22 protein-coding genes are annotated in these 20,199 nt (G+C 46.4%); 9 read left to right on the forward strand and 13 right to left on the reverse strand.

Translation table 11 applies throughout. The features are described from left to right. Positions 1 to 67 precede the first annotated feature (67 nt). Positions 68 to 127, forward strand: a complete 60-nt coding sequence (locus tag M1E03_RS18225) for a hypothetical protein (RefSeq protein ID WP_219192634.1) — start codon at positions 68 to 70, stop codon at positions 125 to 127. Between the two features lie 318 nt (positions 128 to 445). On the opposite strand, the gene ftsW is transcribed toward M1E03_RS18225, so the two are convergent. The 4 genes from ftsW to M1E03_RS18245 all read right to left on the reverse strand — a co-directional run bounded on the left by ftsW (position 446) and on the right by M1E03_RS18245 (position 4,231). Further along, a complete protein-coding gene (gene ftsW, locus M1E03_RS18230; protein ID WP_080131262.1) occupies positions 446 to 1,588 on the reverse strand; it encodes a putative lipid II flippase FtsW in 1,143 nt (380 codons plus the stop codon). Beyond that, positions 1,585 to 2,742, reverse strand: a complete 1,158-nt coding sequence (gene rodA / locus M1E03_RS18235; protein ID WP_020450389.1) for a rod shape-determining protein RodA — start codon at positions 2,740 to 2,742, stop codon at positions 1,585 to 1,587. Before rodA ends, ftsW begins: the two co-directional genes overlap by 4 nt. Positions 2,743 to 2,757: 15 nt before the next feature. Beyond that, positions 2,758 to 3,402: a helix-turn-helix domain-containing protein gene (locus M1E03_RS18240; RefSeq protein WP_020450388.1), complete on the reverse strand. Its 645-nt coding sequence runs from the start codon at positions 3,400 to 3,402 to the stop codon at positions 2,758 to 2,760. 196 nt (positions 3,403 to 3,598) lie between these two features. Beyond that, entirely contained in the window at positions 3,599 to 4,231 is a 633-nt protein-coding gene (locus M1E03_RS18245) for a homoserine/threonine efflux transporter (protein ID WP_020450387.1), read from the reverse strand. Positions 4,232 to 4,378: 147 nt separating this feature from the next. On the opposite strand from M1E03_RS18245, the gene M1E03_RS18250 reads away from it, so the two are divergent. Continuing rightward, positions 4,379 to 5,206, forward strand: a complete 828-nt coding sequence (locus tag M1E03_RS18250; protein WP_020450386.1) for a TrmB family transcriptional regulator — start codon at positions 4,379 to 4,381, stop codon at positions 5,204 to 5,206. 35 nt (positions 5,207 to 5,241) lie between these two features. Here M1E03_RS18250 and M1E03_RS18255 read toward each other — a convergent pair whose 3' ends face one another. From M1E03_RS18255 to M1E03_RS18275, 5 genes are all read right to left on the reverse strand, one after another. Next, on the reverse strand, positions 5,242 to 6,297 hold the full coding sequence (locus M1E03_RS18255) for an LLM class flavin-dependent oxidoreductase (RefSeq protein WP_026578962.1): 1,056 nt from the start codon (positions 6,295 to 6,297) through the stop codon (positions 5,242 to 5,244). A 236-nt stretch (positions 6,298 to 6,533) separates the two neighbouring features. Continuing rightward, positions 6,534 to 7,508 (reverse strand): SPFH domain-containing protein, encoded by a 975-nt coding sequence (locus tag M1E03_RS18260; protein WP_103750426.1) that lies wholly within the window; start codon positions 7,506 to 7,508, stop codon positions 6,534 to 6,536. A 21-nt stretch (positions 7,509 to 7,529) separates the two neighbouring features. Next, positions 7,530 to 8,297 carry a TPM domain-containing protein gene (locus tag M1E03_RS18265; protein ID WP_080131556.1) on the reverse strand — a complete coding sequence of 256 codons (768 nt, stop codon included), beginning with the start codon at positions 8,295 to 8,297 and terminating at the stop codon, positions 7,530 to 7,532. Further along, complete coding sequence (locus M1E03_RS18270; RefSeq protein ID WP_458110553.1) at positions 8,297 to 9,322, reverse strand: TFIIB-type zinc ribbon-containing protein; 1,026 nt, start codon at positions 9,320 to 9,322, stop codon at positions 8,297 to 8,299. The genes M1E03_RS18265 and M1E03_RS18270 overlap by 1 nt, the downstream gene beginning before the upstream one ends. A gap of 35 nt (positions 9,323 to 9,357) precedes the next feature. After that, a complete protein-coding gene (locus M1E03_RS18275) occupies positions 9,358 to 10,038 on the reverse strand; it encodes a PspA/IM30 family protein (protein WP_039073312.1) in 681 nt (226 codons plus the stop codon). A gap of 369 nt (positions 10,039 to 10,407) precedes the next feature. On the opposite strand from M1E03_RS18275, the gene M1E03_RS18280 reads away from it, so the two are divergent. Then, positions 10,408 to 11,685 (forward strand): MFS transporter, encoded by a 1,278-nt coding sequence (locus M1E03_RS18280; protein WP_020450380.1) that lies wholly within the window; start codon positions 10,408 to 10,410, stop codon positions 11,683 to 11,685. Positions 11,686 to 11,705: 20 nt separating this feature from the next. Here the strand turns inward: M1E03_RS18280 and M1E03_RS18285 are convergent, their stop codons facing one another. Next, positions 11,706 to 13,181 (reverse strand): carboxylesterase/lipase family protein, encoded by a 1,476-nt coding sequence (locus M1E03_RS18285; RefSeq protein WP_328031789.1) that lies wholly within the window; start codon positions 13,179 to 13,181, stop codon positions 11,706 to 11,708. Positions 13,182 to 13,334: 153 nt separating this feature from the next. Here M1E03_RS18285 and M1E03_RS18290 point away from each other — a divergent pair, with 153 nt between their 5' ends. The 3 genes from M1E03_RS18290 (at position 13,335) to M1E03_RS18300 (ending at position 14,895) form a co-directional block, all read left to right on the forward strand. Continuing rightward, positions 13,335 to 14,099, forward strand: coding sequence for an SDR family oxidoreductase (locus tag M1E03_RS18290; protein WP_023855545.1), 765 nt, complete (start codon positions 13,335 to 13,337; stop codon positions 14,097 to 14,099). Between the two features lie 83 nt (positions 14,100 to 14,182). After that, positions 14,183 to 14,545 carry a DUF488 domain-containing protein gene (locus tag M1E03_RS18295; RefSeq protein ID WP_035337100.1) on the forward strand — a complete coding sequence of 121 codons (363 nt, stop codon included), beginning with the start codon at positions 14,183 to 14,185 and terminating at the stop codon, positions 14,543 to 14,545. 65 nt (positions 14,546 to 14,610) lie between these two features. Next, a complete protein-coding gene (locus M1E03_RS18300) occupies positions 14,611 to 14,895 on the forward strand; it encodes a hypothetical protein (protein ID WP_020450376.1) in 285 nt (94 codons plus the stop codon). Positions 14,896 to 14,921: 26 nt separating this feature from the next. Here M1E03_RS18300 and ppsA read toward each other — a convergent pair whose 3' ends face one another. Both ppsA and M1E03_RS18310 read right to left on the reverse strand, forming a co-directional pair. Beyond that, positions 14,922 to 17,546, reverse strand: coding sequence for a phosphoenolpyruvate synthase (gene ppsA / locus M1E03_RS18305; RefSeq protein ID WP_458110554.1), 2,625 nt, complete (start codon positions 17,544 to 17,546; stop codon positions 14,922 to 14,924). A gap of 15 nt (positions 17,547 to 17,561) precedes the next feature. Next, on the reverse strand, positions 17,562 to 18,176 hold the full coding sequence (locus M1E03_RS18310) for a TetR/AcrR family transcriptional regulator (RefSeq protein ID WP_020450374.1): 615 nt from the start codon (positions 18,174 to 18,176) through the stop codon (positions 17,562 to 17,564). Between the two features lie 160 nt (positions 18,177 to 18,336). Here M1E03_RS18310 and M1E03_RS18315 point away from each other — a divergent pair, with 160 nt between their 5' ends. Together M1E03_RS18315 and M1E03_RS18320 are read left to right on the forward strand one after the other, a co-directional pair. Next, positions 18,337 to 18,567 (forward strand): hypothetical protein, encoded by a 231-nt coding sequence (locus M1E03_RS18315; protein ID WP_020450373.1) that lies wholly within the window; start codon positions 18,337 to 18,339, stop codon positions 18,565 to 18,567. 39 nt (positions 18,568 to 18,606) lie between these two features. Then, entirely contained in the window at positions 18,607 to 19,281 is a 675-nt protein-coding gene (locus M1E03_RS18320) for an SOS response-associated peptidase (RefSeq protein WP_035337105.1), read from the forward strand. Between the two features lie 67 nt (positions 19,282 to 19,348). On the opposite strand, the gene M1E03_RS18325 is transcribed toward M1E03_RS18320, so the two are convergent. Further along, the gene (locus M1E03_RS18325; RefSeq protein WP_268051242.1) at positions 19,349 to 19,810 is read right to left on the reverse strand and encodes a GNAT family N-acetyltransferase; all 462 of its coding nucleotides are present in this window, start codon (positions 19,808 to 19,810) and stop codon (positions 19,349 to 19,351) included. A gap of 97 nt (positions 19,811 to 19,907) precedes the next feature. Between M1E03_RS18325 and M1E03_RS18330 the strand changes: the two genes are divergently transcribed. Beyond that, on the forward strand, positions 19,908 to 20,174 hold the full coding sequence (locus tag M1E03_RS18330) for a hypothetical protein (RefSeq protein ID WP_025811980.1): 267 nt from the start codon (positions 19,908 to 19,910) through the stop codon (positions 20,172 to 20,174). The last annotated feature ends 25 nt before the right edge of the window (positions 20,175 to 20,199 follow it).

Here is a 20,199-nt window from a genome sequence, read left to right on the forward strand (position 1 = left end):
GGCTCACCCTCCATCTCTTGGAGAGAAAGGGGGTGAGCATGTGACAGTATCAGAGGCGTTGCAACTCATGGTCTCTTTCGGCATTCTTGTCGTGGCAATTCTGTCATCGAACGACAAAAAAAAGTAAGATCGCCCTTGATTCCCACACCAAGACGATCTTACTTTTTAATTGGGATCTAAAAATAGAGCCGACTCCTTTTTACGGAGCCTCTCTGTTGCTTCCGGTAGATGTTGCCGCATCTTCCGGTTTTTTTCAGTTTACGCATTCATCTAAAGATTATTCTGTTTCACACCTTGAATATATCACGATTTCCTTTATTTATCAATATGGATGCGTTTATATAAAAATGGAGTCACGGTCAAATGCGATATGAGAAGATAAATTCCTGATGACAGGATCATCTGGTCAATCGTAACTTCAAAATCGGGAAAAGGCCTTTCTACATCAGAAAGGCCCCTCTTTTTTTACTCCCCGCTTTACATGTGAGGAGAGGTTGACCAATATCCCGGCTGACGTCAGCATGAACATTAACGAAGAACCTCCGTAGCTGACAAACGGAAGAGGAATTCCGGTAATGGGAAGAAGGCCGAAAACAGCGCCCAGGTTAAATAATGCCTGAATCATGATCTGGAATGTAATGCCGACCGCCAGCAGCTTTCCAAACGGATCATCGATTTGCGCAGCGATCTTAACACCTCTTAACATGATCAACAGGTAGGCCCCGATGATCATCAACAGCCCGACACCGCCGAGTTCTTCACTGATGACCGCCATGATAAAATCCGTATGGGCTTCAGGAAGAAACCCCAGCTTTTGAACGCTGTTCCCCAATCCATTCCCCCATACCCCGCCCGAATCAATGGCAAGGTAGGAATTGATCAACTGGTAGCCGTCTCCGTTTTCATTTTGAAAAGGATCGCTGAACGATGTCAGCCTTTTTAACCGGTACGACGCTGTCATAGCAAAATATGCGATGCCCGCCCCTGCCATTGTTCCGAGAAGCAGCAAGTGCCGTATTCTGAGACCGGCGCACAACAGAACCGCTCCGCAGCTTAACAGGATCGAAACAGCGGTGCCCAAGTCGGGCTGTTTTAAAATCAAAAAAAATACAGCGGCCAAAATGATCAGCGGCGGCATGACGCCCTTTCCAAAATCGGCGATGTATCTCTGCTTTTTTGCATACACATAGGCGAAATAAATAACCATCACTAGCTTCACAGCCTCGGACGGCTGGATCATGAGCGAACCGAGTTGAATCCACCTTTGAGAATTGTTTTTCTCCATCCCGATTCCCGGCAGCAAAACGAGAATCAGCAGCAAAAAAGAAAGCTTCACCAAAAAACGGATGAGTTTGCTGTAAGCTTTGTAAGGGAAAAAGACGGCAGCCGAAAAAAAGGTCAAACCGATGAGCAGCCACTGCAGCTGCTTCATAAAAAAATAGCTGCCATCATGATACTTCATATATCCGAGGGGGTAGCCGGCACTGTATACCATCAGCAAGCCAAACGAGGATAAAAACAGAACCGAAGCAATCAATACATAATCCAGTTTCTTTAGATGGGAAAGAATCATTTTGCGCACCTTCATCCCCAGTCATTCCCAAACATGTAATGTTTAGATCTGATATTCACACTGAAAACGAGACCTAAGGCGATCATGTTGGTCAGCAGCGCGCTGCCGCCATAGCTGATAAACGGAAGAGCGAGCCCTGTGATCGGCATTAACCCGATCGTCATCCCGATATTTTGGAACACTTGGAATACAATCAACCCCGCAACCCCCGCACATATATAAAGACCGAACAGACTGTTGGACGAGATCGCGATCCTGATGATTCTGTAGATCATCAGAAAATAGAGACAGACTAATGTGACGGCACCTAAAAAGCCGAATTCTTCACCAATCACGGCGAAAATAAAATCGGTATGAGCCTCCGGAATCTTCCCTCCCTGCACTTGGGTTCCATGAGTAAAGCCGCTTCCTGACATCTGGCCCGATCCGATCCCCAATAACGCCTGCGTCAGCTGGTATCCATATGTAGAAGCATGTTCATGAGGACTGAGCCAGCCGTATATCCGGTCAAGCTGGTGAGGCTTAATTATCTTTGAAAAAATCTCAAAGTAATGATTGTGCAAATACGTCAAAAAGGCGACCAATCCCATGAATCCAAGCGACAGGGACATGATCATTCTCCCCGAAATCCCCGAGACAAGCATCAACGTGAATGCGATCGACAAAATCACCAATGCTGACCCTAAATCAGGCTGTACCAATATGAAGAAAAACGGAATCACCGTGTACACCATGATTTTCCCCGTCGGTATGATGCTCTCCGTGAAGGAGAACCTTTTATGCTGAAATTGGTTGAGTATCGAAGCCAACAGAAGAATCAAAATGATCTTCATAAATTCTGAAGGCTGGATTTCGATGACTCCGAAGCTGATCCACCTTTGTGAACCATTTTTATAAGTTCCAAAAAAATGAACGAGAATCAGAAGAAAAACGGCTCCCGCAAATAAACGAAGCGCCAATCGTTCTAGCAGCTCATAGTCGATGTAGGCCGTTCCCGCCATGACGCCAAACCCGACAAGATACCAAAAAACCTGCCGTTTCGCAAAATAAAAAGGGTCCTGTGTTTCATACTGGCCGGACCCGCTGTAAACGGCCAGCAGACTGATGATAAACAAACAAAATAGAATGAGCAGAAGGCTGACGTCAATGTTGATAGGCTTTCTTTTCATCTGTAACATGCTCCATCATGATTTATGTGACAGCTGGTTGAAAACGAATTGAACCGCTGCGGCATCATCAATATAGCCGATTGGAAAAATATAATCCGGTATGACATCAACAGAAACGATGAAATACAGCAAAGCGCCGCCCATCAGCAGCAATTCACGCGGCGTCCCCCGCCCTGAGGTAAATCGGCTGTACATATCGTGCAAACGGGTCAGAAAAGGACCAATGCCGGCGACTTTCTCGACTTTGGATTCAAACTCAGCCAGAATGGTACGCTTTCCTTCTTCCGTCTGGGAATATTGTTCGTACTCATTCAATTTGTTTTTCAGTTCTTCCGTGGTAAAGGACCGATCATAGACATTTGAGGTTTGCAAAACATCTTCAATTTCGGCAACTGACGAGTGAATATCCTGACGTTCGCTTTCCCTCGTCTTCTCGATCGCATAGCCGGCCGCTGTCATCATCTCATCAAAAGAAACGCCGAGACTTTCTGAAAACCTTTGCAAATGGTTCAGGTTTGCTTTTCTTTTGCCATTGATGATTCTTGAGATGGTCGCTTTATCGATTTGAGTGCGTTCGCTCAATTCTCTTAAAGATAATGATCTTTTTCGCAAATGCTCTTTCAGCAGCGCCCCCAGCTGATTTTTCTTTTGTTCATCCACGAGCCTTTCTCCTCTCACACTAAAAATGTATCAATCTATCAGCCAAAAGGCCAAGTCGGTACTAAATATATAGAACCGTTGTCAAAATGTCAACGAATAACCATAGACATCTGTTTTATCTCACTTATTCCACCCTATAATCGTTGACAAATAAACAAAAAAAAGAGCGAGTCAAAAACTCACTCCTTATCCGATATCAATCCAAACCCGTTTTAACGCCAAACCCAACAAGCACCAGCCCCGCGGCTTTTTGAAAGACCTTCTGGAATTTCACGCTTCTCAGCCATTTTTTTGCGAAATCGATCAAATATACGAGGATGAGGAACCAAAACACAGCAAGAAAGGTAAGGATTAAAGCGAGGATGATCAACTGCTGGTTGACGCTTTCTCTTAAATTAATAAATTGAGGCATAATCGTGATATAAACCAAAACAGTTTTCGGATTCAGAACGTTGCTGAACAATCCTTGCATAAACGAATCCTTATAATGCCGGCTTGATGCGTTTTCGGTTTTGTTCTTCTCGGCTTGTATGTCCTCCAAAGAAAACATTTTTTTCGCGAAAAAGCTTTTAATGCCTAAATATATTAAATAGGCCGCCCCCAAGTATTTGATCGTATTGAACAGAATCACCGATTTCGCAATCACCACCGCTAAGCCGAGAACGGCAATCAGCGTCCAGAAAGAAAGCCCTGTCGCCAAACCGAGAACATTGCAGCGCCCGGCGTTCGGCCCGTAGCGAAGCGTGTTTTTCACCACAAGCATCGTATCGGCTCCTGGTATCACCACCATCATGGCGGCAATCGATATGTATGACAGCAGGCTATCCATCAGATGTCTCCTCCCCATACTGGTTTATATAGTGACTACTTTAGTAACCACTTATTAAAAAGTGTATCAGCGGACTTGAAATAAATCAATACATCCAGCAAAATATGAGTGACAAAGGTAGCGACTCTTGTTGAAGCTGGAGGGCTTATGAAGGAAAACATATTAGACGTACTGAAAAACCTGAATTTCACCGAGTATGAGTCGAAAGCATACTTGGCGCTTTTGGAAGAATCGCCGCTGACAGGCTATGCGGTGGCAAAAAAATCGGGTGTTCCCCGGTCGAAAATATACGAAGTGCTGGAGAGCCTCGTGATCCGCGGCGATATCTTTGTCAGCTACGGCGGCACACCGCAGTACATCCCCGTTCCCGCCAAGGAACTGATTAAAAACCGGCGGCTGAAAGCGGAAGAGACTTTTGAACAGGCAGAAAAATATTTCGAGAAGTTTGAGCGCACTGCAAATGACCGGGAAAATATTTGGAACATCACCGGACGAAGCGAGATTATCGATAAAGTAAAGGCTTGTATATCATCAGCCGGAAAAAGGATTCTCCTCGAAATTTGGAAAGAGGATTTTCCTGAATTGGAGCCTGAACTAAAGCAGGCCGCAAAAAAAGGCGTCATCGTCACCATCATTGCGTACGGCGACATTGAAGCTGATTTCGCCAATGTCTATCTCCATGACAGCAGCACGCAAATTACAGAAGAGTACGACGGACGCTGGCTTGTATTCAGCGTCGACGATTCGGAAGTCGTGGCCGGCATTGTCTCGCACGGGAAAGACAGCCGCGCAGCCTGGACGATGCATGTAGGCTTGGTGATGCCGATTACCGAAGTGATGATTCATGATCTGTATCTGATGGAAATCATGAAGAAGCACAGAGAGGTATTGGAGGAAAGTTTCGGCGAAAACCTGATCCATTTGCGCCGAAAATTTTCGATTCATCCGGATTTCAAAAAGCATTATATGAAATAAAAGGCCCGCGCAAAGAAAGCGCGGGCCTTTTACAATTATGATCTTTCGGTTGCCTCCCAGCGGGATACTTCTTCCCTGACGAGCGGCGCCGTTTTTGTTCCAAAAAGTTCAATCGCCTTCATGACATCTTCGTGCGGCATCGAACCGACCGGAACGTGAAGCAAAAAGCGGGTGATCCCGACATTCTTCCGCAGGTGAATAATTTTTTCCGCCACCGTCTCGGGATCGCCTACATAGAGCGCCCCTTCAAAGCTTCTGGCTGCATCGAAGCTCGACCGGCTGTACGGCCCCCAGCCCCGCTCCCTCGCGAGTGTATTCATAGCCTGCTGGGTGGAAGGGAAAAACCGATCGGCGGCCGTCTCGGTATCCTCCGCAATAAAGCCGTGGGAATGGGAAGCGACTGTCAGCTTTGAGGCATCATGCCCTGCATGTTCCGCCGCTTTGTAATAAAGCTCAACAAGCGGGGCGAAATGCTGCGGACTCCCCCCGATAATCGCGAGAACCAGCGGCAGGCCGAGCAGGCCGGCGCGCACGACGGATTCCTGGTTTCCGCCGCTTCCGATCCATACGGGCAGCGGATTCTGCACAGGGCGCGGGTACACGCCTGTATTTTGAATAGCCGGACGATGTTTGCCGCTCCATGTGACCCTTTCCGACTTTTGCAGCTCGAGCAGCAGATCAAGCTTTTCTTCAAAGAGCTCATTATAATCATCTAAATCATATCCAAACAGCGGAAAGGATTCGATGAAAGACCCTCGGCCCGCCATGATTTCCGCCCTGCCGTTTGAAATCCCGTCGAGCGTCGCAAAATCCTGAAAAACACGGACGGGATCAGCCGACGACAGCACGGTGACCGCGCTCGTTAATCTGATGCGCTTCGTCTGTGCAGCCGCTGCGGCCAGGACGACGGCAGGAGAAGAAGCTGCGTAATCTTGACGATGATGCTCTCCAACTCCGAATACATCCAAGCCCACCTGATCGGCAAGGACGATCTCCTCCACTACTTCGCGCAGCCGCTCTGCATGGCTGATGGCTTTTCCGGTTTTGATATCAGGGGTCGTTTCTACAAAGGTGCTGATGCCTAATTCCATGTCGCTTTTCCTCCACATTGTTTCCTTTAATTATTCTGTACATCGTTGATTGATGTATGCCGTATTCTTTTCACCCGGCACTCACATTATTATATATAGAATACGGCGGGCGTTCTGATCATGCAATTGATCCGACTTGTGAATCAGGATCAGCTTCTGCTCCATTTGTTTTCCAGCTTGGTCTGCCGGCAATCATGCCGGTCTGGTATTCATGCATTCACAAAGAAGATACCAGCTTACACAAGTTTCTGCCCGCAGTTCGGACAGAAGTTGGCTTCACCCGTTTTCGTTCCACAGTTTGGACAGAAGTTCGGCTTTGTCCCTGCCTGCGGCGTGCTTTGGGGCGTTGGTGTCTGCGCCTGCTGATTTTGGTTCATCTGATTCATCATTTGGTTCGCTACGTTCATTCCCATCATCATGCCGGCCATATCGGATGCGGCACCGCCGCCTGTCATCTTTCCTGACGCCATGCCGTCTGTCATGGAGATCTGCTGATATCTGTTCAGATCGCCAACCATGCCGTGGGAAGCGTTCTTCGTGATCATGTCCTGGATTTCTTTCGGATAATTGAAACTCATGATGTTAAAGCCTGTAACCGTCATGCCGTCGCTGACAATCTCCATATCAAGGTCTTCCTTGATCCCTTTTGCGATATCAAAGGCGTTGGCTTGAAGGTTGAACATATCTTTTCCTTCTTTTGTGATCCACTTCATCAGAAGCTGATCAAGGATAGATGTGATCCGTATTTTGATATCTTCCACAACATACTGATCTTTCACACCGGCAATTTTATCGATTAATGCGACATAATCATTCACCTTAAAATTAAATGTGCCGTTCGCTCTGATCGGCATGCCGCCCGGTAGTCCTGCAGCCGGGATATTGATGGCATTCTTCGTCCCCCATTTGACGGTAAACTCCTTCGTATTGACAAACAGGACTTCGGCGCGCATCCCGCTGTTAAAGCCAAATTTAAAACCTTTTAAAGTAGATAAAAAAGGAATAATTTCAGATTCGATATCATAGTCGCCTTCATCTTGGAATATGCCTTCGATTTTTCCATTGTTTAAAAAGACGGCATCCTGACCGGGACGAATGATCAGCCGGCTCCCCTTTTTGATTTCGCGGTTGTTCCATTTGTAGAAAATCATATCATCGCGAAATTCATCCCACTCTACTACATTTGCAAATTGATTTTTAAAAAACACCATTTGAGCTCTTCCTTTCCCTTTCTAAAAGCTTCCCCGGCTGCCGCTGTGCGAATGTCCTCCGCTCGTCGTTCCGCCGCCTGAGCTTTTATTATTGGACGGTTTTCTTTGTTTTGTGACGGTCGTTCTGATGTACTCGTCATTCTTTCTGATCACTCCGGAAGTATCACCGTTCATATACGTGTTTGCACTTACGGTCACTCTGCCGCCTGAATTGTATTTCATAATGGCGACGGCAATTCCCGCGATGACTGCTGACACAAGCAATTGAAACCATGTCTTAAAAAAGATGCTGTCCGCCCATGGTTTCTTCTCCATATCATCATACGCCGCCTTCATAAACATTTCGAATGCGGCCTCATAATGATTGCCAGATATATCCGGCGTGATTTTTTCTCTAATTTTGTCCAGTCTGGCGTCATTCAAATATTCTTCAGCCTTTTTAAAGCCGGCAAGATAGACTTCTCTATGCTCCATATCAACCGTTAACACAGCTGCGTTTCCATGCTTCTTCTGATAGCCGGGCGCTTTTTCGTCATAGAAGTCCTCCGCATATTTCTTTACATCGCGGCCATTCGTATCATCGGTCGTCACAATGATAAAGTCGGTTTCCCGTTCGGCTCCCAATTTGGCTGCCAGCGTCTCCAGCTTCTCGATTTCCTGTTTGGTCAGAAGCCCGGCTTCATCATAAACATACCGCTTCTGTTCAGAGGCTGCCGCACCGGAGGCTATAGGGATGAAGACAAGGAAAATCATACATAGGATCATTGCGCTTCTCAATAAATTTCTCATCATGCCCCGCCTCCCATCACAGCAGCGATGATTTTCCAGACCGCAAATATGGAGACAGCCAGTCCGCTAAACCACATCTTTTCTTTAAATGAGCTGATCGGCGGCTTGCCGACGACTTTTCCCGTTTGTCCGTTCATCGCAAAAATGTAATCCTTTTGTTTGTAGTTGTAATTGACCATCCAGACGGGCAAAAGCACATAAAAGCTTTTCATTTTTTGCGTATCGACGTGTTTCGTTTTCACATCGACGGAGCTGTATCCGGATAAGGTGGAATCGATATATGACTCGATGTAGCCGCTGATTTTGCTTTTCGCCCGCGGAAAAAGCTCTTCATCATCGTAATTATATTTTTCAGCGATGTAGCCTGCCAAATAGGCGGTTTTAAAATCTTTCAGCTGATCATACGGATAAGGCTCCAATTTGTCCATCAAATCATCGTTCATCTTTTCTGATGCATCCACCGGGACTTTGATGTAGTCGAGATTGATATCGCGAAACGCATCATAATGTTCGGTCTTCGTATAGATGTAGTCGCCCTGTGTATACCTATGTACCTTTGTGCAGCGGGCGCTGACCTGCACTTTGCTGTTTAAATCGTACATCCAGAAAGGAACGTACATGCCTGTGATGCTTTTAATCCGGTCCGCCGACATAAAGCCCTTTGGTGTTAACAGCCCTTTTCTGCACCACTTGCGAAACGCGTCTGCCGCTTCCTCTTTGCTGATCGTAAAAGGAATGACCTTTGCCGGGGCAAGGTTTCCGGACAGGCGGTCGGCGATCACTGCCGCTCCCCCGCAAAAGCTGCAGGAGGTAGCCGTCGTTTCTTTTTCAGTGATCAAAATAGCGCCGCAGTTTTGGCAATGATATTCTGTTGCTTCGTCTTCAGTAAATCTCGCTGTTTTTAATTCTTCCGGAATGTTTTCAATCTTGTCCTGTCTCCCGCAGCTCCGGCAGGCCAGCGTGCCGGATTCAGCGTCAAAGGCCATGTCATCCCCGCAGCCCGGACATTTATAAGAAATCACCATGTCTCTTAACCTCTCACTTTATTCATTTCAAATTGTTATGACTTTTGACCCGCCATTTTTGCTTTCAGTGCGGCAAGCGCATCATCCACACCAGAGGGGCTGTCATATTTAGCTTTCAGGTCTTCTACGTCATCTTGAGGAGCGGCGTTCAGTTCAGCCATCGCATTCGCTTCATCAAGCGCCCGGTTGGCCTTTTCTTCCATTCTGCCAAAAGCGGACATTGAATGGTTGGCATTCGCTGCAGATGCACCGAGTTTATTCATTCTTTCCTGTGTTTTCGCCGCTGTCCATTTCGCTTTGATCGCGGCCCGACGCGCTTCAAGCTCTCCGATATCAGAAACAAGCTTATCGTGCATTTTTTTCATTTGAAGCGCATTGGATGACGCCGTTTGTAATGCAGTTTCTAATTCGGACCCCTTCGTTTCCAGCACCGCTTTCTTTTCTAAAAATGTTCGGGCATCCGCCTCGCTGCCGGCTTCCAATGCCTTCATTGCATAGCGCTCAAGCTTGTCGATTTCCGCCCGGCAATCCGCCAGTTCTCTTTTTGCCCTTTGCTCGGCCGCCATGACAGACGCCGTTTCCGCCTTTACTTTGTTTAAGTCGCTGTTTAAGTTCCTGACGTACTGATCCACCATTTTTTCCGGGTCCTCTGCTTTATCAAGCAAAGCGTTAATATTGCTGGCCATAATGTCTTTGAACCTGCTTAATATACTCATCTAAAAACTCCTCCTTATAGTAAAATATACTTAGTTTAAATATACTATTTTTCCAGAGGAAAAGTTTCGGTTTTTTAATAAAAAATTGATATAATGGCAGTTTTTCGAGAAAAATTTTCAAACAAAAACAAAAATATTCAGACGGAATATTCTGATTTATATGTTGATTTATTTTTGATTTCGGAATAAAGTAATACTATATGAAAAACATTCGGAACAGCATGTAAGCTGGAACGGATGCAGGGTCGGTATCACCAGAAAATGACAGCGCTTACATATTCGCGTGACTCACGAAAGAAAAATCCAGCATTCAACGCATCAATCCGGCTTCTGTCAGAAAAGAATTCTGATTTGAAAGGGGAGCGAATCATGCCAGGGAGAAAAAAAGGCAGTTTGAAGTCGACGATCACGGTTGCCATGTCCAACTATTTGGAGGCGGGATCAATCGTCGCAGGGGCCGGCGGGCTTTCGTTATGGGTTGAATATTTAGGGTTGGACGACGCCCGGGTCGGGCTTCTCGGCGCCTTAAGCGCAAATGGTTTCGGCGCGGCGATCGGCGCTTTTCTCGGCGGTTTTTTAGTCGACCGTTACGGGAGAAAATTCATATACAAGTACGATTTATTAGTCTATATGCTTGGCGTTTTGCTGATTGCCGTGTCGTTTAATTTTCCGATGCTTTTAACCGGTTACATCGTGACGGGAATTGCGGTGGGCGCAGCGATTCCGGCTGCTTGGACTTATATTGCCGAGGAGGCGCCTGATCACGAACGCGCCGGACGCGTCGGCTGGGGGCAGCTGGCATGGTCGGTCGGACCGGCGCTTACGCTGCTGCTATCGGTTGCCTTGGCACCGCTCGGTTTGCTGGGAAGCCGGTTGATTTTTGCCCAATTATTCGTTGTCGCGGTCATCACGTGGATTTTGCAGCAGCAGATTCACGAATCGTCCATCTGGGAGGAGCAAAAGCGAAAAGAAGCTGAAGACAAAGCAAAAGGAGTTGCAGAAAAGGCATCGATCAAAGAGCTGTTGACCAACAAAGCGAACCTCCACGCCATGATTCTCCTTATCGGAATTTACGCGTTTTGGAACCTTGTTGCCGGAACAATGGGATATTTCATGCCGTATATTTATGAGACGGTCGGCGGTTTAACAGCGGCGCAAGCCAACCTGCTGCAGGCATTTTTATGGATTTTGACAGTGGCGTCCACATACTTCGTCTTTATCCGTCTCGGCGATAAAGTCAATCGGAAAACGCTTTTTGGCATAGGAGCAGCCATGGCAACCGCCGCATGGGTCATCCTCACCTTCGGTACGATGAACATCACGGAGCTTTTATTATTCGTATGCCTGTGGGGCATTTCTGCGGGATTTGGAGCGCAGGCGTTTTACGGGCTGTGGGCGGCAGAACTTTTTCATACGAAATACAGGGCGCTCGCCCAAGGCTTTATGTTCTTCATCGTCCGCATCGGCGTCGGGCTCATCTCATTGATCGTTCCTGCGATGATTACGGGATTGGGCTTTAAAACAGCCGGCGCCGTCATGATTGCATTTCTCGTCATTCATATGATCATCGGGCTCCGTATGGCGCCGGAAACGCGCGGCAAATCGCTTGAAGCCATTCAAAGCGAACGCTACCACCAAAGCGGCTGACCTGTGGTCAGCCGCTTGTTCTAAACCTGCAGGTTTGAGGCTGTCAACAGCTTCCTCTTCTCTGAATACGGGTCGTTTTCAATCGCGATCTCTTGATCAAAAATCAGCGTTTTCCGTGAATCTTCATCATAATCAGGCCAGCTGACATCATCGGTGCTCGGATTTCCGGAGCGGGCAAAAGACACCCAGGCAGCCTGGATCTGTTTAGCAAGCAGATGCGCTTCCTCCCCAGCCTTCGTACCTGTCAGCTGTTCCAAACTGTCCATATTGCCAAATACAAACGGAATCTCTAAGCCGTGCACCGCTTTGTTGAACGGCGGATGCTCCGAATCGGCATGCCAGTCAAACCGGTACATAAAGACAGATGCATGTCGTGATTGAGCCGAAGCGAACACAACGGACGGATGCCAAAAGACTAGATCTGTCATCATATCAACATGGCCTTTCAATGATCTCGGATACAGAGGCGCGGCGGCTTCAGCGGCCTCTTTTCCCATGTATTCTTCTAAAATCTCATTAATCTTCCTCTCAGGCAAAAGTTCCGAATCAGAGGCAAAAAACAAAGCGCCTTCATCGCAGTTTGTTCCGATTAATAGACCGATTCCTTTTGCCGCACCCTTCGCGACGGCGGCCTCCGGCTTCAGCGGGAGGGTTTTTTCGTCAAGTGCAGGCTGAAAGATCAATTCAAAAATATTTTCTCCCATTAAAGTACGCAGCTGATCGGCGGCTTGAAGAAGTTCTTGATCAGATACATCGCAAAGGCGCTCCAGATGATGATGATCAATATCGAGAATCGTTAAGAATCTTTCTGCTGCGGCTTTCGCAAGCTTTTCAGACAATGTTGCGGCGGCCCCGCTTTCCATAATGGCCTGTTGAAAAAGCCCCTTTGCTTTCGGCATCGCCAAGAGCGAAGCGATGCTCATCGATCCCGCCGATTCTCCAAATACCGTAATATGATGACGGTCTCCGCCAAAGAAAGCGATATTTTCTTTCACCCACTCAAGGGCCGCGATTTGATCCAAGAGGCCAAGGTTGCTTGTGTAGGAATCATCAATTGCAGAAAGATGCAAAAAACCGAACGGACCGAGGCGATAATTGATGGTGACCACGATCACCTTTCCCTGCTTTGCGAGCTGAGTCCCGTCATAGAACGGTTCACTGCCGGCTCCGAGATAAAAAGCGCCCCCATGAATCCACACCATAACAGGCAGATCCCCATCCGCCTCTTCAGGTGCGTACACATTTAAATAAAGGCAATCCTCAGACTTTTCAACCCCCGTTGACTCACCAGGCAACCCCCTGTCAGGCTGCGGACAAACCGGACCAAATTGAAAAGCCTCCCGCTCACCTTCCCAGGCTTCCATTCGCTGCGGTTCCCGAAACCTTAACTTGCCGACGGGAGGTTTTGCGAAAGGTACGCCTTTAAAGATACGGACACCGTTTTCCGTTCTGCCTTTCAGCTTTCCAAAGCACGTTTCGACAGTCGTTTCATACATTTTATTCCACCCCTTTCACTTTTCAATGATAATGGAATCGGACGATACCGTCTAATCGGAATACTTGCATTTTGGAAAATGAAGGGTCTAGTATAGGATCAGAAGAGATGTTCAACTTATTGTTTAAAAATTTGACGGAAAAGAGGGATTTCAATGAAACTGTCGGGACACACAGTACTGATCACAGGCGGCGCATCAGGAATCGGCTTTGCTTTTGCCGAACGATTTATGAAATCGGGAAATACGGTCATCGTCTGCGGGAGAAGGGAAAGCAAGTTGAAAGAAGCAAAGGAAAAATATCCGGAGCTGATCACGCGTGTATGCGATGTAACCGATGAAACGGAACGACTGGCATTATTTGAATGGGTCAAAGAACGTCACCCTGGCGTAAACGTACTTGTGAATAATGCGGGTATACAGCAGCGCTACCACATTTTAAAAGCAGATGTCATAGACAATTGGGCTGACTACAAAAAAGAAATCACCGTCAACATGGAGGCACCGATCCACCTGGCCATGCTCTTTAGCCAATACTTTGCCAAAAAACCGGGGAAAACAGCGATCATCAATGTGACATCAGGCCTGGCGTTTACACCGATGGCGATCGCACCGATCTACTCATCGACAAAAGCCGCTCTCCATTCTTTTACGATGAGTTTAAGACATCAGCTTTCCGAGGCCGGCGTTGAGGTCATAGAGGTCGCTCCTCCCGCGGTCAATACAGACCTGGGCGGTGTCGGACTGCATGATTCCGGAGCTCCTTTGGATGAATTTGCCGATGCGATTTTTAAAGGGCTGGAAGAAGGCCGATTAGAAATCGGCTATGCCAGATCGGAAAAAGCCTTGCGGATGTCAAGAGATGAAATCGATGAAAGCGTCAGCCAAATGTACAGTTCTTTAAAACATTCCATCGAATAAAAGGAATGTTGGCATTGTCATTTCAATAGAGGTTGTTCCTTCCAGACGGCCGTTTTATCATAAAATGAGAAGGAGTGATCCAAATGCCGTTTATTCTCCAGCGCATTTATCAAGAAAACCAGCAAGCAGAAGGACGCCGCATTTTAATCGACCGTGTGTGGCCGCGCGGCATTTCAAAAGAAAAAGCGAACCTTGACTGCTGGATGAAAGAAATCGCTCCAAGTCCTGATTTAAGAAAATGGTTCGGTCATGACCCGAAAAAATTCGAATCGTTTAAAGAAGCCTATCAAAATGAAATCAAACAACAGCCTGAAAAACAGAGAAGCTTCAAGGAATTAAAAGAAATGGCTGCGGACGAAACCGTTATTCTGCTTTACGGTGCAAAGGATGAGCGCCATAACCATGCCGTCGTTCTTTATGAGATGCTGAACCGGCAAAGCCTTTGACCTTGAAACTTTTTTCAACGCTTTTCGTATGACAGATAAAGCAATATGCGAAAAGGATGGTAAACATGGAAATGAACCTGTTTTGGATCGGGCTTGGTTTAGCGGCTTTAGGCTATTTTATCGGTGACGGCTTGAAAAACTTTAAAAACCCAAAAGGGAGTTATTCAGGCTATCCCTATTTAGTCAAAGAAGGCGATTTACATTATTATTTAGGTTTAAGTAAAGTAGAAACGAAAGAAATGCTGAGTAAATATCCTGACATACCTAAAATTGAATTAAATGGCACAACCTATTATCCGTATCAGCATTTGATGGATTGGATGTTGTCCGCCGACCTTTATAAACAGTAAAGCGCAGCTTGAAGCTGCGCTCACTTTTATGATTCGAGTATTTCAACATAGCCTTCCGATCCGTTAATCCTGATCTTCTGTCCGTCTTTAATTTCTTTCGTCGCATGCTCAACCCCCACCACCGCCGGAAGCCCGTATTCCCGCGCAATGACGGCGCCATGTGTCATGAGGCCGCCCACTTCCGTCACCAAACCTTTGATTGAGACAAACAGCGGTGTCCAGCTCGGATCTGTAAAAGGCGTAACAAGGATATCCCCCTCTTCGATATCGGCTTCTTCCAATTTCAGAATCACTCTTGCCCTACCTTCGATGACTCCCGATGAAACAGGAACGCCCGCCAATGCTCCCGCCGGAATGTGGTCTCCCAGAACTTCTCCCGTGATGACCTCGCCTTCTGAAGTCATCATTCGCGGAGGCGTTAATTTTTCATAATGCTGATATTCTGCTTTTCTTTCCTCGATCTTCTTCACATCGAGACGATTAGCGCAAACGGCCTCTCTCAATTCATCAAAAGACAGATAATAAATATCCTCCTTCGCTTGAATCAGCTTCTTTCGCTGCAAAACGGCGGCTTCTTTCATCAACGCTTCCTTATATATAAAATAGCGTTTGATCAGAGCATATTTGGGATATTCCCGATAACCGATAAAATTCCGCAAAACGCTGATCATCTTCTTTGTCTTTTTTGCCTTTTGTCTGCCTCCCTTTAGTTGTTGCAGACGGCTTAACAGATCCCTCTCCTTTTGCTCCGCTTCCAATCGCCCCTGTTCAAACTTGACCGTTCGCGCACCAGGTTCAAAGTTTTTGATGTTGCTCAAAATCACTGGAGCAAGAATGGAAGGGCGTTCGCTCCAGCGCGTCTTGGTCATATCGATCTCACCGGTGCAGCGCATGCCGTATTTCTCAAGGAATGCCCACAATGCGCTGATAAAAGCGGGACCGCCGTCAAGCTGTTTGAGATCTTCGAAAAAGGTTTCATCATTGGCATGCGCTAAATATTTCTGAACCTCGGGGTATCCTCTGGCAGCATCGGAAACATCCAAAAGCGCCAATCCCATTTCAGATGTGACATTGTGCAATACCGATTGAGAAAGGGTATCGGCGACATTTTTTTCGCCAAGCCATTTCTCCATTTTTCGATTGAGCCAGTATACCGCATATAAACCAACCATAATCACAGCCATGCTCTCTGAATCATAGAGAACTTTTTTCAAGTTTTTTTGATCCTCTTCTATCTGTGCAAATAACGTTTCACCCGATGCATTTTTCAATCGCTGTTCAGCCTCATGAATGGATGCTTCCGCTTTGGACATGAGCCGTTTGACTACACCTGTGTCGTTTTTCCGGTAAATCTTTAGCGCATGACCAGGCAGCGACCATGACAGCCCCTCAGCCCCTAATCTAAACATCCGCTTCCCTTTCGGCAGGGTTTTGACAAGCTCCTTTCTTTTCAAAAAATTCACAAGAGCGCTATGCATGAAAGGATCATTTTTCCCCGCCGTGCTGAGGACGACTTTCCGACCAGCAAAAGATGCCAAATCGTGTGATAAATCAATAAAAAGCCTTCCGCCGGCACAGGTCAGCTCATAATCCGAGATCAACCCGAAAAACGATATCCCAAGCGGATTGATCGGCTCTGTCATCATTTGCTGATGCCCGACAGACATATAGACGCGCAGCTTGTCATCGCTCTGTTTCGGGAGAGGAAACAATGTCGTTATAGGCCTGCTCTGGACAAAGAAAAATTCGCCATCAGCCAGACACCATTCAATATCCTGCGGAAAACCGAAATGAGCTTCGATTCTCCTTCCCAGTGCTTCAAGCTGTATGATCTGTTCATCTGTTAATGTTTGCTTTTTCCGGCGTTCCGCTTCGACTTCGCGCGCCTCAGTGCCGCCGCTTTCCAAAGAATAGACTGCCGTCTTTTTCTCGGAAATCGTTTTTTGAACGATCTCTCCTTCGCGAACCTTGTAGTTGTCTGCCGAAACCGTACCAGATACAAGCGCCTCCCCCAAAGCAAAGCTCGCATCAATCGAGGTGACCTTCCGGTTGGATGTAACGGGATCTGCCGTAAACAAAATGCCGGACGCCTCCGAAAACACCATCTGCTGGATGACGACCGATAATTGAACTTTACGGTGGTCAAAACCGTTTTGAACCCGGTAGATCACGGCCCGCTCTGTAAACAATGAAGCCCAGCATTTGCTGATATGCTTCAAGATCGCCTCTATTCCTTTTATATTTAAATACGTATCTTGCTGCCCGGCGAAAGAGGCATGAGGCAAATCTTCCGCTGTAGCGCTTGATCGGACGGCATATGCACCGCCGCCAGCATTTGAGTGAGCGCTTTTAACCGCTTCTTTGATCTCTTCGGCGATTTCGGCCCTTTCAATACCATTGCGGATCTGGAGGGCGAGTTCGTTAATCTGCTCTCGATCGATCACTTTCAAAAGTGACAGCTGATCAATCAGTTCACTGACTCTGCCGTTTTCGCCAATCATCCTTTCATATGCCTTTGTGGTTACACAAAAGCCGTGAGGCACTTGAATGCCGCCCATTTTGGACAATTCGCCCAAGTTCATCCCTTTCCCCCCGACAAGCGGCAAATCGGCTCGATCGACCTCATGAAAGCCCAATACATAGCGTCCCATCAGAAATCCCCCTTTTTATTCGCCTTCAATACCGAAACGAATCATATCCAAAAACCGTTTTCGTTCTTCAAGAAGACGTCTGCTCCAGGCTGGATCATAATCGTTCTCAGCCGTTACTTTCGCTAGAAACTTTTGTTCAAAATGTCCCATCATGACCATGATGAGTTCGAACGCCTCTTCACGATCGACTCCTTTCCTCAACGGAACTTTCGCAAAAAGCTGTTTTAGAATACGATTTCTAACGGCAAATTGCTCCCCATACTTTGCGGCGATTTCTTCTTTTAATTCGGAAGGCGGCGAAAAAAAGGCTTCTTTCGTGAGCTTATATACATTTGGATAATCCGCGAAAAACTCAAGCTTAGCCAAACTTATTTTTTCTTTCGCTTCAAAAAAATCATGATAAGACGACAGGTCATCAAGGGAAAGGCGCGACTTTACCTTTTCAATACAATAATCGAGCACAGTTAAGTACAGAATTTTTTTGCTTTTAAAGTGATGAAAAATCAGCGCCTTTGAAATACCGGCCGCTTCCGCCAGCATTCCGGTCGAAGTCTTTGCATAGCCATGCCGGGCAAAAATCTCCAAACAGGCATCGAGTATTTGTTCTTTTTCATAAAGCTGTAAAGGCATTGATCATCATTCCTTTTCGTTATTGACCAATCGGTTAGTATAAATTGTAGCGCTTGCTGACCAGTCGGTCAATAAAATAAAACAAGAATATGGTTTTAACATATGAATTTATTGGTAAAATGAAGGTAGAGCTTACAAAATATTCCGGGGTGAAAAGCCAATGCTGATGTTGGTGGTAAAGTTTATTTTGCTCTTTATTTTATGTTCCATTTCGTTTTCTTTATTTAAAGCATGTGTTTACACAGCGGGTAAAAAGCTGATTGACCGGACCGCAGAAGGATCGGCGCTCAACTGGACCTGCAGCGTATTCATCAAAAACGGCGTGGCCATGACGGGCGATGACTGCTTTGTCATGGCTGTTTCAGCGGCCTTGTTGGCCATTTATATATAAAAGCCTCAAACTTTCAATAAACAAACAAGGGTGACTAAGATGTGCGGCAGGTTTACGCTCTTTTCTGAATTTGATGAGATTATTGACCGTTTCGAGATTGATCAAATGACGGTTGAAGATTACAGCCCCAGTTATAACATCGCGCCTTCCCAGCGCATTCTCGCCGTCATCAGCGACGGTTCCCATAACCGGTTAGGACGGCTGCGGTGGGGATTGATTCCGCCGTGGTCAAAGGATGAGAAAATCGGTTATAAAATGATCAATGCGCGCGCTGAGACTTTGGCTGAGAAGCCGAGCTTTCGAAAGCCGCTGATCAGACAAAGGTGTCTCATTCCGGCAGACAGTTTTTATGAGTGGAAGCGGACCGATGCAAAGACAAAGCGGCCGATGAGGATCAAGCTCAAAACAAATGGACTGTTTTCGTTTGCGGGGCTTTGGGAGAAGTGGCAGCCTGCCGGCGGCAAGCCCGTCTATACATGCACAATCATTACGACAATGCCCAACGATTTAATGAAAGATATTCATGATCGCATGCCCGTCATTCTTGATCGTCAAGCTGAAAAAGAATGGCTGAATCCGAAAAATCAAGACCTTGCATACTTAGAAAGCCTTTTAAAACCATATGCGTCAAAAGAGATGGAAGCGTATGAAGTCGCGCCTCTCGTCAATTCACCACATCATAATTCTCCTGAGCTCATCAAAAAAGCCCCTTAAAGGGGCTTTTTAGCGAGGCGGCCGGGTCATAATGGTGAGGGCACCGCCTCCATGATTCTAAAAATATTTATTGTGTCAAAAGATAAAATTCACTGCTGAAGCCGATGCCTTCCCAAAAACGCAGCGCCGATTGATTATCGATATCAACCGATACTTGAACGTGAGACACTTGATGCCTTTCAAACCAATCCATCATACGATCTGCAACAAGCTTTCCCAGCTTGTTTCTTCGATAGACCGGGGCTATGTACACTTCATCGATGTGCCCGCTCAGACAATCGCTGACCAAATCTTTCTTAATAGAGGCCAGCCCGTATCCGACCGCTTCTTGCCTCTCATTCACGACGGCAAAAACCGCTCCGTATGCAGATTGAACATATTGTTTCAGCTGCTGCTGTATCATTTGTCTATCTTGATCATCCAATGTGCAATCAGCCGTTTCCAATGCATTATCATTCCACAAATTAATCAGTTCATCAACAAACTCAGGCTTCAGAGGGGCATCAAGCTGTTGAATATGTATGGTCATGGCGTTTCTCCCTGTGCAAGACTTTTCATCAATCACATTTTAAATTAGAATAATATGCAATACAAGGATTTTACTGCTAAAGAAAGGTGATGGTGAAATGGACAGCCGTACAGCGCGGGAAAAAGAACCGCCGCTTGGCAAAGCATTCCATTATATCACGCTTGCCGGGATATTTCTTCTCATCATTCCATCCGGGTTCAATCCCGTTTATTTGAATGTGGGATTCATCCTGTTTGGACTGAACATCGGTGTGCGTTCATTCGTTCTTTTGAAGAAGAATAAAAAAGGAGAATTTATCTTTACGATCGCTGCTTGTTTATTTTTGATCGGTTACAGCGCTGTCAGGCTTTATTTCATATCATAATAAAAAAGCAGGTTTTCCCTGCTTT

Source organism: Bacillus sp. PK6-013, from assembly GCF_054161445.1.

Excerpts from the sequence above, each read along its gene's own strand:
- ppsA (WP_458110554.1), bottom strand. The coding sequence starts at position 17,546 with ATGGGACGCTATGTATTGGGCTTTCATGAGGTCGATCGAGCCGATTTG.
- M1E03_RS18295 (WP_035337100.1), top strand. The coding sequence starts at position 14,183 with ATGCCGTTTATTCTCCAGCGCATTTATCAAGAAAACCAGCAAGCAGAA.
- M1E03_RS18300 (WP_020450376.1), top strand. The coding sequence starts at position 14,611 with ATGGAAATGAACCTGTTTTGGATCGGGCTTGGTTTAGCGGCTTTAGGC.
- M1E03_RS18290 (WP_023855545.1), top strand. The coding sequence starts at position 13,335 with ATGAAACTGTCGGGACACACAGTACTGATCACAGGCGGCGCATCAGGA.
- M1E03_RS18320 (WP_035337105.1), top strand. The coding sequence starts at position 18,607 with ATGTGCGGCAGGTTTACGCTCTTTTCTGAATTTGATGAGATTATTGAC.
- M1E03_RS18275 (WP_039073312.1), bottom strand. The coding sequence starts at position 10,038 with ATGAGTATATTAAGCAGGTTCAAAGACATTATGGCCAGCAATATTAAC.
- ftsW (WP_080131262.1), bottom strand. The coding sequence starts at position 1,588 with ATGAAGGTGCGCAAAATGATTCTTTCCCATCTAAAGAAACTGGATTAT.
- M1E03_RS18315 (WP_020450373.1), top strand. The coding sequence starts at position 18,337 with ATGCTGATGTTGGTGGTAAAGTTTATTTTGCTCTTTATTTTATGTTCC.
- M1E03_RS18270 (WP_458110553.1), bottom strand. The coding sequence starts at position 9,322 with ATGGTGATTTCTTATAAATGTCCGGGCTGCGGGGATGACATGGCCTTT.
- M1E03_RS18285 (WP_328031789.1), bottom strand. The coding sequence starts at position 13,181 with ATGTATGAAACGACTGTCGAAACGTGCTTTGGAAAGCTGAAAGGCAGA.
- M1E03_RS18250 (WP_020450386.1), top strand. The coding sequence starts at position 4,379 with ATGAAGGAAAACATATTAGACGTACTGAAAAACCTGAATTTCACCGAG.
- M1E03_RS18255 (WP_026578962.1), bottom strand. The coding sequence starts at position 6,297 with ATGGAATTAGGCATCAGCACCTTTGTAGAAACGACCCCTGATATCAAA.
- rodA (WP_020450389.1), bottom strand. The coding sequence starts at position 2,742 with ATGAAAAGAAAGCCTATCAACATTGACGTCAGCCTTCTGCTCATTCTA.
- M1E03_RS18280 (WP_020450380.1), top strand. The coding sequence starts at position 10,408 with ATGCCAGGGAGAAAAAAAGGCAGTTTGAAGTCGACGATCACGGTTGCC.
- M1E03_RS18310 (WP_020450374.1), bottom strand. The coding sequence starts at position 18,176 with ATGCCTTTACAGCTTTATGAAAAAGAACAAATACTCGATGCCTGTTTG.
- M1E03_RS18260 (WP_103750426.1), bottom strand. The coding sequence starts at position 7,508 with ATGGTGTTTTTTAAAAATCAATTTGCAAATGTAGTAGAGTGGGATGAA.
- M1E03_RS18330 (WP_025811980.1), top strand. The coding sequence starts at position 19,908 with ATGGACAGCCGTACAGCGCGGGAAAAAGAACCGCCGCTTGGCAAAGCA.
- M1E03_RS18245 (WP_020450387.1), bottom strand. The coding sequence starts at position 4,231 with ATGGATAGCCTGCTGTCATACATATCGATTGCCGCCATGATGGTGGTG.
- M1E03_RS18325 (WP_268051242.1), bottom strand. The coding sequence starts at position 19,810 with ATGACCATACATATTCAACAGCTTGATGCCCCTCTGAAGCCTGAGTTT.
- M1E03_RS18265 (WP_080131556.1), bottom strand. The coding sequence starts at position 8,297 with ATGAGAAATTTATTGAGAAGCGCAATGATCCTATGTATGATTTTCCTT.